The sequence below is a fragment of the Amycolatopsis magusensis genome (assembly GCF_017875555.1).
GTDB lineage: Bacteria > Actinomycetota > Actinomycetes > Mycobacteriales > Pseudonocardiaceae > Amycolatopsis > Amycolatopsis magusensis.
Genome location: NZ_JAGGMS010000001.1, coordinates 2,805,143 through 2,820,303 on the forward strand (window position 1 = coordinate 2,805,143; position 15,161 = coordinate 2,820,303).

The following is a 15,161-nucleotide window of genomic DNA, read 5'->3' on the forward strand; positions in this document are numbered from 1 at the left end:
CACCCCGGTGTTTTAGTGTGACTACGGCGAAGGCCACTTTGTCAAGGCTGGAAAGCGTGCCTTGACAAAGTGGCCTTCGCCGTGTTTTTGGCTTTGGACCGGGGATGGGGAGGGGTGGGTGGCGCTGGTGGTCGGGTTTTGTGGCCGGGCGCCTGTTCGCCTGTTTGCCTGTTTGCGTCGTGCTGCTGGGGCGTTGGTTTTGCGGGCTTGCGCAGGCCGGTCGCCAGTGGTCAGCGCTTGGCGGACTGGACGACGCGGGCGCGTGTTCGGGCGTCGCTGAGCAGGGGGGAGTCGAACTCCCGCGTGCCCTCGTGCACCGCGTCCAGCACGGCGGCGAGGAACAGTTCCATGCTGTCCGCGGGCAGCACGCTCCGCGTCTGGTGCCGGCCGTCGACCTCGAGGTGCAGGTCGACGGTCAGGTCCGGCGGCGCGGAGAACGGCCTGGGGACGTCGATGGCGACGCCGGGCCCGAGCAGTTGCAGGGCGTTGCGGTAGTGCGTGGTGAAGCCGAACTGCCCGACGATGGTCCGGCCGCCGGGGTAGCCGGCCAGCACGCTGTAGGCCAGTTCCAGGCCGTCCGGGGTGCGATCGCCGACGATGACGTGCACGTCGTCCGGTTCCACGTCCCACAGGACCCGGCCCAGCGACGCGAAGTACGGGCCGGTGTCGAGGAAGGCGCCGCCGCCCGAGGACCGGTCGTGCCGGAAGTCCTCCGGTGGCACGGGCGGGGTGAACACCGCGACGGCCTTGGTGATGCCCTTGGTCAGGTCCGGTGAGAACACCGGGTGGAACGCGTAGTTCGTGGCCTCGGCCAGCACCCGGCCCTGGGACCGGGCCAGCGCGACCAGTTCCTCGGCCGTGTCCAGGGTCAGGAAGGCGGGCTTGTCCACCACGACGTGATGGCCCCGCCGCAACGCGTGCCGGACCACCTCGGCGTGCGTGCTGTTGACCGTCGAGACGTAGACCAGCGCGGGTTCCGTGCCGTCCAGCGCCGCGCGCCAGTCGGTGTACCGCCGTCCCGGTTTGGACAGTTCGTCAACGACGCTGCCGCCGCCGTGCGCGCTGGCGACGTCGACGGTCTCGATGCCGTCGAGTGCGACCGCGGCGGGCAGCACCCGGCGCCGGGCGAACCGCGAGAGGCCGATGAGCAGGAGTTTCACAGCAGGCACGCCATGAGGCTGCGGGCTTCGACGTTGAGGTAGTAGCCCGACTGCATCAGCCGCCCGAGCAGGCCGAGCGTCATCCACCGGTAGTTCTCCGGCGCCTCGACGTGGTGGTCCTCGGGGAGCTCGATCACCAGGTGCTCGGTGTCGGCCCGGTGGAACCGGCCGCCGTCCTCAGACTGCAGCGACTTCATCCGCACCTTCCCGACCGCCGAGTCCAGGTACTCCACCAGCGGCGGCAGGTCGCGCGCGTCGCGGCAGTACCCCGGGGCCAGCTGGATGGACGCGCCGAGTTCGAGCCGGTCGGTCGACCCCGGCTGGATCATCGCCTGGGTCAGGAACCGCAGCACGCCGTTCTGCCGCTGGCAGAGGAAGGCGACCAGGTTGCCCGGCACCGGTTCGAGCATCGGCTGCGACCAGGTGCCGACCTCCCGGCTGGTCGCCGCCACCGACAGCCCGATGATCCGGAAGTACAGGCCGTCGCGGTGCCGGATGCTGCCGTCGTCGGCGGCCCAGCCGTCCATTTCGGACAGACCGATCCGCTTGACGTCGAGGGTGTAGGTCTCCTTCTGGTCGATCAGCCACGTCATCGCCTCGGCCAGGTGCGCGTCGGACCGTTGCGCGTTGTGCGAGGCGACGGTCTGCGCGTGGAAGCCCGTGACCGCCTGCGGGGCGCGGGCGCCGTCGTAGGAGACGCAGGCCAGCACGGTGCGGGCGTTCATGTTGACGTTGCCGAGCGCGAGCTGCCTGCGCAGCTGGCCGAGCGTGAGCCAGGCGAAGTCGTCGCGTTCCTCGACGTCCTCGTCCGGCGGGATCTCCACGATCATGTTGCGGTTGCGCTTGTGCAGGTACCAGGACGCGTGCTCGGACAGCAGCCGGTCCACCAGGATGTGCCCCCGGCTGCCCTTGAGGAAGTACTCCAGGTACGGGGTCGGCCTGCCGCCGTGCACCCGCTGGTAGTTGCTCTGCGTGGCCTGCACCGTCGCCGCGTACTGCACCAGCGTGGAGTTGCCCGGCTCCATCTTCACCTGCATCAGGAAGTGGTGGACGCCGTCGATCTTCTTCACCAGGATGCCCAGGATGCCGATGTCGGGCTGCACGATGATCGGCTGGCACCACTGCGGGTTCGGGCCGAAGCTGGTCCGCACCGACAGCCCCTCGATGGTGAAGAACCGGCCGGTGTTGTGCTCGAGCCGGTCACCGAGCCGCCACGCGCCCAGCGTGTCCAGCGGGATCTCGTCGACCTGGTAGCTGGAGGCGGTGAACCGCTGCTTGAGGAAGAGGTCCGGGTCCTCCGTCTGCCCGCTGATCGTGGTCAGCGCCGAAGCCAGGAAGTCCTCAGCTCGGCCGGCCGAAGTCGACATCGCGCTCCCCTCCTTTCCTCACTGCGCCGAGACCGGCGAGATCGACGGCAGCGGGAAGACCAGCTTGCCGCCGCCCGCCACGTACTCCCGCTCCCGCTCGACGAACCCGTCGCGGAAGCCCCAGGGGAGCACCAGCAACTGGTCCGGCCGCTGCGCCTTGGCGTCCTCCTCGGAGACGATCGGGATGCCGGTGCCGGGGGTGACGCGGCCGTGCTTCTCGGCGCTGACCTCGCCGATGCACGGCAGGTCGTCGGTGGTGACCCCGCAGTGCTGCAGGATGACGTTCCCCTTGGTCGACGCGCCGTAGCCCAGGGTCAGCTTGCCCGCGGCCTTCGACTCGTCCAGGAAGGACCGCACGTCGACGCGGTGCTGCTCGACGCGGCGGGTGAAGGCGTCGTACGGCGCGTCGGTGTCCAGCCCCAGTGCCGTCTCGTACTGCCGGATCCGCTCGATCTGCGGGGTGTCGATCTTGTGCTTGGCCGGGTTCTTCACCAGCGTCACGCACAGGCTGCCGCCGTTGACGTCGGTGACCTCGGCGGTGGCCAGGGTCAGCCCGACCCGCTCGGCCATCCACTCGATCTGGCGCAGGAAGTAGTACTCCAGGTGCTCGTGGCAGATCGCGTCGTAGACCGGCGTCTCCAGCAGCGGGACCGCGTAGCTCATCTCGATCATCCACACGCCGTCGTCGGTGAGGATGTCGTGCACGTCGGACATGACCCCGAGCGGGTCGGGCAGGTCGTAGAACATCGCGATGGAGGTGACGATCTTGGCCTGGCGGGTGCCGAAGTGCCCGGCGTAGGAGGCGCCGGTGAAGAAGTCCGGGATCAGGTCGATGTCGGCGGGGTAGTACTCGCGCCACTTCTCGCCGGTCGGGTCCACGCCCACCCTGGTCAGCCCCGGGGTGCGGTAACCCTGCAGCAGCGTCGAGTCGTTGCTGCCGATGTCGAGCACCAGGTCGCCCCGGTCCAGGTCGACCATGCCGGTGAGGACGTCGACCTTGCGGTGCAGGTGGTTGACCATGAACGGGCGGACGCTCGAGCGGTAGCCGTAGTGCTCGCCGTACATCAGCGTCAGGTCGGAGGTGTGCCGCAGCTGCAGCAGCCCGCAGCCGCCGGGGCCGCACCGGACGAGTTCCAGCGGTGCCCTCGGCACCACCTGACCCGGCCGGGGGAAGATGCCGGTCAACGCCTGGTTCCCCAGGTCGAGCACGGTCAGCAGCTCGGTGTTGCCGCAGATGCGGCACGCGGTGCACTCGACGATGGCCATGTTCTCGGCGATGTTCATGGCGCCTTCCCGGTGACGGCCGTTCGAGTTCGGCACCCGACCGGCGGGATGGATCGCATGCGGCTCCTCCCGGAGATCACCACGCGACTCTCTCGGTGTTCCAGTGTGTTCCCGCGGCGTGCCCGGGAACGTCTCTTCAACTGCGCTCGTGGAGCTCTTCCTCCACGTCCATGCAGTCGTCGTAGCTCGGCAGCCAGCCCTGCCGGTGGGCCTCGGCGAGGGTCGGCGCGACCAGGTCCCGCGGGGACAGGATCGGCTCGGCAGGCAGTGGCAGGCCGAGGTCGGGATCGCGCGGCGACAACGCCAGCTCGTTCTCCGGGACGTACTCGCCGGAGATCATGTAGCTCATCACCGTGTTGTCCTCGAGCGCGACGAACACGTGCCCGACGCCGACCGGGAAGTACACCGAGCGGAAGTACAGCGGGTCGACCTCCACGACGTCCCAGCGACCGAACGTGGGCGACCCGACGCGGATGTCCACGACGATGTCGAGGGCCGAGCCCGCCGCGCAGTAGACGTACTTGGCGCAGCCGGGCGGTGTCACGGTGAAGTGGATGCCCCGGACCACGTCCCGGCGGGACCGGCTGTGGTTGGTCTGCGCCACGGTGAACAGCCGCTGGCCGGTCGCCCGCTGGAAGTGCGTCTCCTGGAACGGCGAGACGAACAGCCCGCGGTCGTCGTCGTGGATCGCCTCCGGCGTCAGCTCAAGGGCGCCCGCCACGGCGAGTTCGCGGACCTTCATGTCGGCTCACCCGGCGTCGCGGAGTGCGCGACGGTGGTCGAGGACCGAGATCAGGCTGCTCGCCACCCGCTCGACCTCGGCGTCGGTCAGCGACTGGTGCAGCGGCAGCAGCAGGGTGATCGCCTCGGCCTCGTCGGTGCCGGGCAGCAGCACACCGGTGGCGAACAGCGGGACCTTGTGCAGCGGGGGATAGCGGTAGGTGGTGTAGATGCCCAGCTCCAGCAGGTCCTCGGCCACCGTGTTGCGCAGGGTCACGTCCTCGAACTGCACCCAGTAGAAGTAGTTCGTCGAGACGTGGCCCTCGGGCAGTGCCGGCGGGCGCCGCACCCCGGGAACGCCCTCGAGCAGCCGGTCGTACTGGGCGATGATTTCGCCGCGCCGCTGGACGAAGCCGGCCAGTTTGCCGAGCTGGACGCGGCCGATGGCGGCGGTCAGGTCGTTGCCGATCAGGCGCCTGCCGACCTCGTGGATGGTCTGGTCCCACCAGCGGCGCGTGCCGTCGTTCTTCATCGCGGCGAACGCGCCCCGGTCGTCCAGGCCCTGGTAGGCCAGGCGGTGCGCGCGGCGGGCCAGCTGCGGGTCGCGGACGTAGATCATGCCGCCGTCGCCGGTGGTGATGATCTTGCGCGAGTCGAAGCTCCAGATGGCGATGTCGCCGAAGGTCCCGCAGGCCCGGCCGTCGATGCTCGACCCGATGGCGCAGGCGGCGTCCTCGATGAACGGGATGCCGCGCTCCCGGCACAGCTCGGCGATCTCCACGATGTCGCCGGGCTGGCCGCCGTAGTGCAGCAGCATGACCGCCTTCGTCCGCGGGGTCAGCACGGCCCGCACGTCGTCGACGGTGGGGTTGAGCGTGCGCGGGCGGACGTCGCAGAAGACCGGGGTGGCGCCGGCGGCGGCGACGCAGTGGCCGTTGGCCGGGAAGCTCACCGACGGGAAGACGACCTCGTCACCGGGGCCGATGTTCAGCAGCTCCATCGCCAGGTGCAGGCCGGAGGTGGCGGAGTTGATGAACAGCACCGTCTCCGCGGGCACCCCGAGGTGGTCGGCGAACTCCTGCTCGAAGGCCTTGGTCTGCGGGCCGTACCCCAGCCACTGGTTCTCGAACACCTCCGCGACGGCGGCCAGTTCCTCGGCTCCGACCTGCGGCTGAAACATGTTGATCATTCGTGCGCCCCTTCACGTGGGTCACCCCTGTCCACCGATCGATGCTGGCACAACGGGCGGGGGCGGCCTTCCTTTGTCCTGCGCGGTTTCCGGCGGCTGACCACGCGCGGGCGCGACGGGCGCAAGCCAGGAGATGCGGCGGCCCGCCCGGCGGCGTGACGCTGGCACAGCCGACCTGACGGCGAACCGGGGTGCGGCTCCGGTCTGGAGGAGGAGCGCGGATGGACTACGACCCAGAGCACGCCGAACTGTACGAACTGGTCTTCAACAGTCGCGGCAAGGATTTCGAAGCCGAGACCGAGAAGCACGCCGAGTTGATCCTGTCCCGGTTCCCCGGGGCGAAGAGCGTGCTGGACGTCGCCTGCGGCACCGGTGCCCACCTGGCCGCGTTCGCGAAGCGGTTCGACCACGTCGAGGGCGTCGAGCTCACACCGGCCATGCGCGACGTCGCGATCACCCGGCTCCCGCAGTCCGCCGTCCACCTGGGCAACATGGTGAACTTCGACCTCGGCCGCACCTTCGACGCCGTCACCTGCCTCGGCAACGCGATCGGCGAGGTCGGCTCCGCCGAGGAGGTGGCCGCCACGGTCGCCAGGATGGCCGCGCACACCGTGCCGGGCGGCGTGGTGATCGTCGAGCCGTGGTGGTTCCCCGAGCTGTTCATCGACGGCTACATCGGCAGCCACCTGGCCGAGGAGGACGGGCGCGTGGTGACCCGCGTCAGCCACTCCACCGTGCACGAGGGCCGCAGCCGCATCGCCTTCGAGGCGATCGTGGCCGACTCCGACGGCATCCAAAAGTTCTCCTCGGTCCTGTCGGTCGGCCTGTTCACCCGCGAGGAGTACGAGTCGGCTTTCGAGCGGGCGGGCTGCACCGTCGAGCTGGTTCCCCCGCTGCAGTTGGGCGACGGACGGGCCACCAGCCCCGGCATCTTCGTCGGCGTCCGCAAGTAGGTCGCTGAGCTGGGCGGATTCCGCAGCGATGAGGAAGAACCGGAACCCGCCGGGGCCGGAGAATCAGCAGTGACACCTGCCGGGGGCGGCCTCGGACGAGGACGCCCGACACCGCCGTCCACCAACGTTCAAGGAGATGTTCGATGCGAGTCCTCGTGACAGGTTTCCCGCATGTCACCCACCTGAACCACCTCATCCCGCACGCCCAGGCGCTGCAGGCCGAGGGGCACGAGGTCGTCGTGGCCTGCCCGCCCGGAGCCGAGGAGCAGATCGTCGCCGCGGGCCTGCCCGCGGTCAAGACCGGTGAGCCGGAGCCGCACTCGCTGCAGAACTGGGCGAAGTACGGCCTGCTGCCCAGCCCGGAGGAGATGGAGGAGCTGGCGGTCAAGCTCGACCTGAGCGGCGACGAGCGGGACAACTGGGACGCCTACTACCAGTTCTTCCTGTTCTCGGCCCGGTACTACCTGCCGCCGGAGCCGCGCGAGGACATCGACAACCTGATCGCCTTCGCGAAGCAGTGGCAGCCGGACCTGGTGCTGTGGGAGTCCTGGTTCCCGTGCGGCGGGGTCGTCGCCAAGGCCGCCGGCGCGGCGTCGGGCCGCGTGCTCAACGGCCCGGACTACGGCGGCTGGGCGATCGAGAAGTTCGCCGAGCGGGTGGCCGAGGGGCACGAGACGCCGGTGAACCCGCTGGAGATCTCGCTGCGCGCGCTGGCCGACCGGCACGGCGTGGACGTCGACGACGACGTGCTGCTCGGGCACTTCACCATCGACGCGATCCCGGCCGAGTCGATGCGCCTGTCGCGGAACATCTCCACCGTGCCCGTCCGCTGGGTCCCCTACAACGGCGGCTCGGTGCTGCCGGAGTGGCTGCACGAGCGTCCCCAGCGGCCGCGCGTCGCGCTGACCGTCGGCGTCTCGACCCGGGCCTACCACGAAGGCGTCGACCTGATCCCCAAGGTCTTCGAGGCGATCGAGGGCCTGGACATCGAGGTCATCGGCACGTTCAACGAAAACCAGCTGGTCGGCGCGCCCCCGGTGCCGGAGAACCTGCGCGTCGTCGACTACGTGCCGTTGACCAGCCTGCTGCCGACCTGCGTCGCGGCCATCCACCACGGCGGCAGCGGTTCGTTCGTGGCCACCCTCGCCGCCGGCATCCCGCACGTCATCGCCGACACCGAAGAGCCGCAGCGGATGGTCTTCAGCGGCGAGGGCGAGTCGATCTCGGTCACCGTGACCGAGCGCAGCGTCGACGCGTGGCTCACCGCGCGGCTGGTCAAGGAGACCGGTGCGGGTGTGCAGATCAACCGCATCACCCAGTCCGCCGCGGAGATCCGCGCCGCACTCCTCGCGGTGCTGAACGACCCGTCCTACGCCGACGCGGCCAAGTCCATGCACGACGCGTGGCTGGCCCGCCCGACCCCGGCAGGCATCATCCCGGACCTGGAGAAGCTCACCGAGTTCCACCGCCCCACCCGCTGACCCACCCCACAAAACCGCCCCGGACCCATTCACGGCTCCGGGGCGGTTTGCGTTGGATGACAGTGGCGCGAGCTCCTCGGCTTCCCAGGTCTCGGCAGCGCCGCCTGTCCGCGCTCCCCGAGCCTGGTCATCGACCACGGGTGGCGTGACTCGCGCTCACTGCGAATGATCGACCGGTGGCGTTCGCGGAGCTGAGCCGGTTTGCGCTGCGCCGAAGTTCGGGTTCGAGCGCGAGTCAGAAGCGTTGAAGTTTCAGCAGTCTCCGTCGCAGCCAGTCCGGTGCCACGCCACAGAGCATCGCCGCGGCCTCGATGGCGCCGGGCGTGAGCCGGATCAACTCGTCGCCGTAAGCCTCCGCCCAAGCCGCGAGCGGCTTCAGCTGCGGATCTTCGACCTTCCGCAGCCGCGGGGCGTGGATCACCTGTATCCGGTGTCCTTCTGTCGGCCACACGGATGCCACCGGCTGCCCGACCACTCGGCAGTAGTCCACCAGTCGATCGAGCGGAATCTGTCGGACGCCTGTCTCCCACGCACCGAGCGCGCCGGTGGACGGCTGGCTCAACATCCGCTCCGCCACTTCCTCGCGGCGGAGGTTGGCCAATGCCCGCGCCAAGCGCAGATTGCGCCCGAGTTCCACCTGAAAGGTCAGTTGGCGCGTCACGATCCACACGTCGCGGTCCCCGGTACCGGAATTGCCGGCCCTCATCGAACGCCGTCCGAGTCTTCTGTCGGCCAATCCGGGCCACACTCACCGCGGCAATGCCGCTGATGCAGCAATACCACGAAGATCGATCGGCCCACCGTGCGACACCGGCGGCAGGACCGCCACCAGCGCAGCGATTCGGCGTAGCTCGCCGGGTCTTCCCATCGCCCAACCGGCAATTCGCCAGCTGTTGGCAATTCCCCGGACGCTGGCAGCAGCGGCTCGACTTCGCCGGATCGCAGTCGTGCGCCCACTTCGTCCACCTCCCTGATCGAGAGGTGACGTTGAAAGCGGGGTCAGGCGGCAGCAGGTACGCTTTGTACCCTCACTCGAATGGGTTAACTAGCGATCCCCACTCGGGCACAAAGGTCGTGCACATCTTCTCGCAGGCCAGAGGGTGGCCGCTTTCGCAAGTCCAGCAGCATTTCCCGGGCGAACCCGTTGTACCGGATGGTCTCCGAAGCGGTGCGCTCGGAACGGTTCAACAGGGCCCAGGCTGCGGACTTCTCGCCCCGCTGGTGATGCGCGCGGGCAACCTCAATCAGGTGCCGGCTTCGCCGCGCGAGAGACGGAATGCTGTCGGGGTCGAACCGGTCGGCAGCGCGGAGTGCTTCACCGGTGCGCCGCAGCTCCACTCCGAGCGTGGTGGCGTGAGCTTCGACCACGGCCTGGGAGAACGACGACTGCATGTGCCTGTAGCCCGGTCCGAGTCGCTGCGCGACCTCGGAAGCTCGCTCCCAATGCGCCCAGGCATCGCCGTGGCGCCCGCGACGCGCGTGCACGTAGGCGATTTCCGCTTCCAACGCGCCGACCATGCCGCGCCAGTCGTCCGGTCCGGTCTCCAGATAGGGCCGAAGCTGGCCGGCAGCATCGGCGGCAAGGCTGACCGCCTCGTCCCATCGACCGGAATCGCGAAGCGCCTGCACCATGGCCCAGGCGCCACCGGCGATGACGTAGGGGTCGTCTGCCTCCTGCCCCTCGGTGAGCGCCCGGTCGGCGACCATCCACACCAATTCCGGAGCGGGCTGGTACGCCACGTAGAAGTCAGCGAGTTGATAGACGCCAGCGAGCACGCGGCGGGCGTCGCGTCGGTCCTCGCCGCGAATGGTGCGCGCGGCCATCTGGGCGTCCCGAATCAGGCCGGGCAGGAGGGAGCCCAGGCGCGTCCGGTGGTCTGGGGAGGAGTGCCGCACCATCCATGCATCACGAAGACGGATAGCCAGGTGCGCCACGTTCGGCGGCCGATCAGTCGGCGTGACGCGGTACTCGGTCAATGCGGCCTGGACATCGGAAAGGGCGGCGTGCCGCTCACCGGCGAACACCGTCACCGGCACCGCGTAACCATTGCCGGTGAGAACTGCGAGGTCATTCAAACCGAGCGCGTCGGCGATCCGCAGCAGCATCGGCAACCGGGGTACTTGCAGGCGTCCGTTCTCGACAGCCTTCACCCATTCGGCGCTCTTACCGACCAGGCCGCCCAAGACTGCTCTGGACATGCCGATCCGGTCGCGCTCGCGGTAGATCCTCTTGCCCACGGGCAGGTGGTCGTATGGCTGCGACATGATCGCTCACCTCTTCGCGGATTCGACCTCCCCGCGAAACCCCCGGCCCGTCGACCGGGGGCGAGTGACTCCGCGAAGAGATACGCCCCCAGGCTACCTGCCGTACCGACAACGCCACTACCAGTGCTGGGCGGACTTTGGCGCGCTGCGAGCCATCCTCGGTCCCGCCGTCCGACGCCTGCGCCGAACCGCAACCGGGTAGAACAGCGGAAAGCCCGGGAGGAAAGCCACATTCGTGACATCGGCTGCCGTGGGAGCTAGTCCAATAAGGTGGCCAGGCCGGTGTAGCCGCCTTCGTGCAGGCGTTTGCCGGAGGTGCCGAAGTAGTCCGGGGAGGCTTCGACGCCCAAGCCCTCCACCATCCGGTTCATGAAGTTGAACAGGGCGCACACCAGCACCGCGTCGTGCAGGGCGGTTTCGGACCAGCCGGCGGCGTAGACGGCCTCGGCGTCGGCTTCCGTCATGCGCGAGGGGGTGCGCGTCAGTTTTCCGACGTAGTGGAGCACCGGTTTCATCCGGGCGTCCACCGGCGAGTTGTCCAAGTCCGAGAGCGCCGCGGTCAGCAGGCCTTCCGGGACGCCGAACTGTTCGGCGGTCACGGTGTGCACGCCGTGGCAGTAGTCGCAGTTGTTGAGGCCGGAGACATAAGCCGCGATCAGTTCCCGTTCGCCCGCCGAAAACGGAGAAGGGGCGCGCATGACCAGTTCGTGGTAATCGAGCAGCGGACGGGCCGTCGCCGGGAATTTTCGGAAAACCGACAGCAGGGCCGAATCCGCGCCCAATGACTTCAGGAAAGACATCGGCATAAACCCCTAGTGAGAGTGGCGGTCGATTTCCTCGCGGCGCAGCCAGCAGGCGGCCAGGTAGGCCACGGTGGCCGGGCCCGCGTCGTCCAGGTCGCAGTTGTCCAGCAGCCGCAGGGTCTGCTCCCAGGCCAGCCGCAGCGAGGCGGCGTCCGGGGCCGGGCCGCCGGCGGCGGACAGGGTGTCGCGGGCGGCCAGCCAGCGCGTGGTGCCGGTGGCCACCAGGCCGTCGAAGGAGAACTGCAGTGGCGCGTCGTGCCTGGCGTGGTCGACCGCGAGGGTGACCTGGCCAGGGTCGTCGAACAGGGAGGCGAGCCCGAGCCCGGCGAGCAGGCGCCGGGCGTCCAGCCCCATCAGGATGACGCCGACCTCCGCCGACGCCGAGCCGTCCACCGACGGCAGCGAGAACCGCGTGTCGTGCGGGCTAGACACCGGCGACCGCCTTCACCGACGGCAACGGCTCGCCGCGCTGCACCCCGTGCGCGACCGCGGCCGCGACCCGGGCGGTGGCCACGCGGTGGCCGTCGATGTTGCGTGCCGCCGGGCCGAGCACCATGCCCGCCGCCGCGCCGACCGCGAACACCCGCGGGGCCCGGCAGTACGCCAGCGAGCGCTCGTCGAGATCCGGCCAGCCGTCGCGCTCGCCGACCGCCTCCTCGGGCAGCAGCTGGTCGCCGATCCACGGGACCGTGCCCAGCGCGAGCGCGACGTGGTCGCCGTGCACCGCGGTGCCGTCGGCCAGCCGGACCTCGCCGGTGCGGACCCCGGTGACCTGCTGCCCCCGGTGCACGACCAGCCTGCCTTCGGCCTCCGCCCGCTGCAGTCCCGGCCGGAACTCGAACATCACCGACGCCCGCCGGAACATGCCCATCAGGCCGAGGCGGTCCTCCCAGGACACGCTGTCGAACCGGTTGCGGCCCTCCGGGCGGAAGAACGACGAGTTCACGTCCGCGCACTGGTAGCGCTCGCCGGTCTCCCGCAGCACCCAGTGCACCTTCGCGCCCTCGGCGAGCCCGTTCGCGATCAGGTGCGCGGCCGACAACCCCGCGCCGACCACGATCAGCTCTTCGACCCCTTCCGGCGCCCGCTCGTCCCAGTAGCGGACACCCTGCGGTGTCTCCAGCCCTGGCCACCAGCCGCCGGGGGCCTGCCGCCGCTCTTCGCCGGTGCACAGCACCACGAACCGCGCCGACACCTCGTGCTCGCCCGCGCACACGGTGACCGAGTTCCGCCGCGGCAGCACCGCGTGCACGTTGGCCTGCCAGGTCCGTTCGGTCACCCCGTGGGTCGAGGCGACCTGGCGGCAGTAGGCCTCGAACACGTCGATCGGCACCACGGACCGGTGCCCGGCCTGCGACATCCGGACCTCCCGGCGTTCCACCGGGGTCAGCCGCGCCCAGTTCAGCCGCGCGAAGTCCAGCAGCTCGCAGTCGCGGTAACCCTCCGCGCCGGGGTGGTGCTCGTAGGGGGAACGCAGCACTCGCTGCCCGAGGGTGTCCACCCGGTCGAAGAACTGCCCGCACGGGCGCGTTCCCCGGTCGAAGAGGACGACGTCGCGCACTCCGTGGTGCCAGAGTGCGGCGGCGACCGCCAGGCCGGCCGGGCCGGCGCCGACGATCACCGCGTCGGCGGTGCGGGGAGGCTCGTCCAGCCTCGCCGCACCGCCGAGAGCGGTCGGCAGCGGCCAGTCACGGCCGCGGGGGGAGTCCAGGAGGTGTGGCTCCGGGACGAAGAGGGTCGGCACTGCTCACCCGACGATGGTCACGGGCACGATCAGCTCGACGACCTGGCGCTGCGGCATGCCGTTGGTGATCAGGCCGTCCAGCGTCTCGGCCGACTTCTCGGCGCTGTCGGTGGCGATGGGGCTGTACCGGGAGTACGCGTAGGCGGGGTTCGTGCCGCCGGTCTCCAGCGTGTAGACCTTCAGCACCGCTTCGCCGGGGCGGACCTCGCCGTCGTAGAAGGTCACGCGCCGCTGGTCCGGGGTCATGAAGCTCTTCGCGAACTGGCGCGACATCAGCATGGTGTCGGCGTCGTTGACGATGACCGAGTCCTCGTCGGTGGTGACCTGCATGGCCACCCAGGTCTTGTCGGTCAGGTTGGTCTCGGACTTGATGATCTGCCACCGGCCCGGCTCCGGCAGGTTCACCGTGACCGAGACGTCGTGGTCGGTGGTGTCGATCGCGCCGGTGATCATCAGCACCCGGCGGCCGACGTCCGCGACGCCCGCCATTTGAATGTCGCGCGCTCGAACACGGCCTGAAACATCGAGGCCGGGAAATTCCGGGTTTTCCGGTGACTCCATTTTATTTACTCCTCGCAATTCCCGGCGAAGAACGCCCCATTTATCAACTGAAACAAAGAGTTTCACATGGTCAGGGGGCTGTCAAGGAGTCGGTTATCCCGCCGATTGGCCGTCATGCGAGAATGTGAAATTCTCATCCGGCGGCCCGTGCGACTGGGCCATTCGGCCCATTGTCGCGGCGTCTTTCGGACTAAGCCGCGGCCGGCGGGGCCTCGGGTTCGCCGGCTGCGGGGGGTGTCTCGGGCAGTCCGGCGTCCTCGGGCGAGCCGATGAACACCACGCCGAACGAGTCGAAGTGGTGCAGCCGGATCTTCATCAGGAGCTTCGGCCGGACCCGGACGTAGAACTCCTCGGCCCGTTCCTCGTCATCGATGATTTCGTAGGTGCGGAACACCGAGCCGTCCAGCACGGTGAACAGCGCGGTGTACAGCGCGTTCTTCTCCGCCTGGTACGCCTCGTCCGCCCAGTGCTCGATCACGCGCATCCCCGACCGCAGTCTGGCGCTCATGGTCATCTGGCCGGCCTCCTCCGACGAGCTCCAGCCGATCCTGACAAAGGAGCACAGCGAAGCACGCCCCGAAGCCACCCACTCCCGACCCCAACCGCGTGCACCTACTCATGGTGCACCGCCGGTCACGGGGAGCTTCTTCGATCTTGCGTGCTTTCAGCACATCCGGACTTCGACCGGTGGGCTGAACCGCGTGCGCTTGGACCAGCCCTGTTCGGCGCCGATGGCGAGCAGGATGCTGCGGTCGGCGGGCGCCCAATAACCGATGCGCTGGAAATACGTTTCCATCGTGCAGAGTTTCTCGCAGGTGCGTTTCTGACTGACGATGTCCCAGCCCCATCGGCGCCCGCTGGCCTCGCAGCCGTCGCGCCGGACGAACATGCGCGGATTGCCGATTTCGCGGTAGTAGGCGTGCCCGCCGAGAATGCGCAGCCTGCCGTCGATCAGGTAGCTGTGGTTGTCGTTGTAGAGGCTGACCAGCCCGGCGAGTTCGAACTCGACACTGCCCCCGCTCGACCCGGTCAGCGTCCAGCGCAGGCGGAAGTCCCTGATGCCGTCGTCGTCCTCCGGCGCTTCCACGCCCGTCGCGTCCTCCGGCGCCGTGCTCGACGACATGTCCGCCTCCCGTCCGCCCGTGTGTCCGATTTTTACCGTATTGCCACGGAACGGAAATCCACGCGGGGGCGGCCGGGTTTTCACTCGAAGAGGTAGTGACGAATTCCGTTCACGTTCAGCGGGTGCCGAGTGCGGTCAGGTACAGCCACTGCTCGCCGTCACGCAGGAATCGGCTGTTCTCCCGCATCTCGCCGTCCTGCCCGCCGATCCGGTAGCGCGCCACGAATTCCACGGTGCCTTCCCGGTGCAGCAAGCCACCGCCGGTGCGGCCGAGGATCTCCAGCGAGGTCCACCGCTGCCCGGGGTCGAACTCGATCGAGGGCGGGCGCGTGTCCGGGTGCCAGGTCCGCAGCAGGTACTCCTCGTCGGCGACGGCGAACGCGCTGAACCGCGAGCGCATGAGCTGCTCGGCCGTCGCCGCGGTCGCCTCACCGCGGTGCAGGCGGCCGCAGCACTCCGCGTAGGGCTCACCCGTGCCGCAGGGGCACGCCCGGTTCTTCCGTGACATGGG

The 15,161-nt window shown here is 69.3% G+C and carries 16 protein-coding genes; 2 read left to right on the top strand and 14 right to left on the bottom strand.

Annotated features, from left to right (window positions below; all coding sequences use genetic code 11):
• Positions 1 to 230: 230 nt before the first annotated feature.
• The 5 genes from JOM49_RS13020 to JOM49_RS13040 all read right to left on the bottom strand — a co-directional run bounded on the left by JOM49_RS13020 (position 231) and on the right by JOM49_RS13040 (position 5,720).
• The gene (locus JOM49_RS13020; protein WP_209664552.1) at positions 231 to 1,169 is read right to left on the bottom strand and encodes a Gfo/Idh/MocA family protein; all 939 of its coding nucleotides are present in this window, start codon (positions 1,167 to 1,169) and stop codon (positions 231 to 233) included.
• On the bottom strand, positions 1,157 to 2,527 hold the full coding sequence (locus JOM49_RS13025; RefSeq protein ID WP_209664553.1) for an NDP-hexose 2,3-dehydratase family protein: 1,371 nt from the start codon (positions 2,525 to 2,527) through the stop codon (positions 1,157 to 1,159). The genes JOM49_RS13020 and JOM49_RS13025 overlap by 13 nt, the downstream gene beginning before the upstream one ends.
• 18 nt (positions 2,528 to 2,545) lie before the next feature.
• Positions 2,546 to 3,811, bottom strand: a complete 1,266-nt coding sequence (locus JOM49_RS13030) for a class I SAM-dependent methyltransferase (RefSeq protein ID WP_245369316.1) — start codon at positions 3,809 to 3,811, stop codon at positions 2,546 to 2,548.
• 136 nt (positions 3,812 to 3,947) lie between these two features.
• The gene (locus JOM49_RS13035) at positions 3,948 to 4,553 is read right to left on the bottom strand and encodes a dTDP-4-dehydrorhamnose 3,5-epimerase family protein (protein ID WP_209664554.1); all 606 of its coding nucleotides are present in this window, start codon (positions 4,551 to 4,553) and stop codon (positions 3,948 to 3,950) included.
• Between the two features lie 6 nt (positions 4,554 to 4,559).
• Positions 4,560 to 5,720: a DegT/DnrJ/EryC1/StrS family aminotransferase gene (locus tag JOM49_RS13040; RefSeq protein WP_209664555.1), complete on the bottom strand. Its 1,161-nt coding sequence runs from the start codon at positions 5,718 to 5,720 to the stop codon at positions 4,560 to 4,562.
• A gap of 221 nt (positions 5,721 to 5,941) precedes the next feature.
• Here JOM49_RS13040 and JOM49_RS13045 point away from each other — a divergent pair, with 221 nt between their 5' ends.
• Together JOM49_RS13045 and JOM49_RS13050 are read left to right on the top strand one after the other, a co-directional pair.
• Positions 5,942 to 6,673, top strand: a complete 732-nt coding sequence (locus JOM49_RS13045) for a class I SAM-dependent DNA methyltransferase (RefSeq protein WP_209664556.1) — start codon at positions 5,942 to 5,944, stop codon at positions 6,671 to 6,673.
• A 143-nt stretch (positions 6,674 to 6,816) separates the two neighbouring features.
• Positions 6,817 to 8,154, top strand: a complete 1,338-nt coding sequence (locus JOM49_RS13050) for a nucleotide disphospho-sugar-binding domain-containing protein (protein WP_209664557.1) — start codon at positions 6,817 to 6,819, stop codon at positions 8,152 to 8,154.
• 235 nt (positions 8,155 to 8,389) lie between these two features.
• On the opposite strand, the gene JOM49_RS13055 is transcribed toward JOM49_RS13050, so the two are convergent.
• The 9 genes from JOM49_RS13055 to JOM49_RS13095 form a co-directional block, all read right to left on the bottom strand.
• Positions 8,390 to 8,824 (bottom strand): helix-turn-helix domain-containing protein, encoded by a 435-nt coding sequence (locus tag JOM49_RS13055; protein WP_209664558.1) that lies wholly within the window; start codon positions 8,822 to 8,824, stop codon positions 8,390 to 8,392.
• A gap of 371 nt (positions 8,825 to 9,195) precedes the next feature.
• Positions 9,196 to 10,419, bottom strand: coding sequence for a helix-turn-helix domain-containing protein (locus JOM49_RS13060; protein WP_209664559.1), 1,224 nt, complete (start codon positions 10,417 to 10,419; stop codon positions 9,196 to 9,198).
• A 257-nt stretch (positions 10,420 to 10,676) separates the two neighbouring features.
• Entirely contained in the window at positions 10,677 to 11,219 is a 543-nt protein-coding gene (locus tag JOM49_RS13065) for a carboxymuconolactone decarboxylase family protein (protein ID WP_209664560.1), read from the bottom strand.
• A gap of 12 nt (positions 11,220 to 11,231) precedes the next feature.
• Entirely contained in the window at positions 11,232 to 11,654 is a 423-nt protein-coding gene (locus tag JOM49_RS13070; protein ID WP_209664561.1) for a DUF6187 family protein, read from the bottom strand.
• Complete coding sequence (locus JOM49_RS13075; protein ID WP_209664562.1) at positions 11,647 to 12,966, bottom strand: FAD-dependent oxidoreductase; 1,320 nt, start codon at positions 12,964 to 12,966, stop codon at positions 11,647 to 11,649. The genes JOM49_RS13070 and JOM49_RS13075 overlap by 8 nt, the downstream gene beginning before the upstream one ends.
• A 3-nt stretch (positions 12,967 to 12,969) precedes the next feature.
• Positions 12,970 to 13,455 (bottom strand): DUF6423 family protein, encoded by a 486-nt coding sequence (locus JOM49_RS13080; protein ID WP_209664563.1) that lies wholly within the window; start codon positions 13,453 to 13,455, stop codon positions 12,970 to 12,972.
• Positions 13,456 to 13,717: 262 nt separating this feature from the next.
• On the bottom strand, positions 13,718 to 14,041 hold the full coding sequence (locus tag JOM49_RS13085; protein ID WP_209664564.1) for a DUF6235 family protein: 324 nt from the start codon (positions 14,039 to 14,041) through the stop codon (positions 13,718 to 13,720).
• A 150-nt stretch (positions 14,042 to 14,191) separates the two neighbouring features.
• Positions 14,192 to 14,650, bottom strand: coding sequence for a hypothetical protein (locus JOM49_RS13090; RefSeq protein WP_245369317.1), 459 nt, complete (start codon positions 14,648 to 14,650; stop codon positions 14,192 to 14,194).
• A 115-nt stretch (positions 14,651 to 14,765) separates the two neighbouring features.
• Entirely contained in the window at positions 14,766 to 15,158 is a 393-nt protein-coding gene (locus tag JOM49_RS13095; protein ID WP_209664565.1) for a YchJ family protein, read from the bottom strand.
• Positions 15,159 to 15,161: the final 3 nt, after the last annotated feature.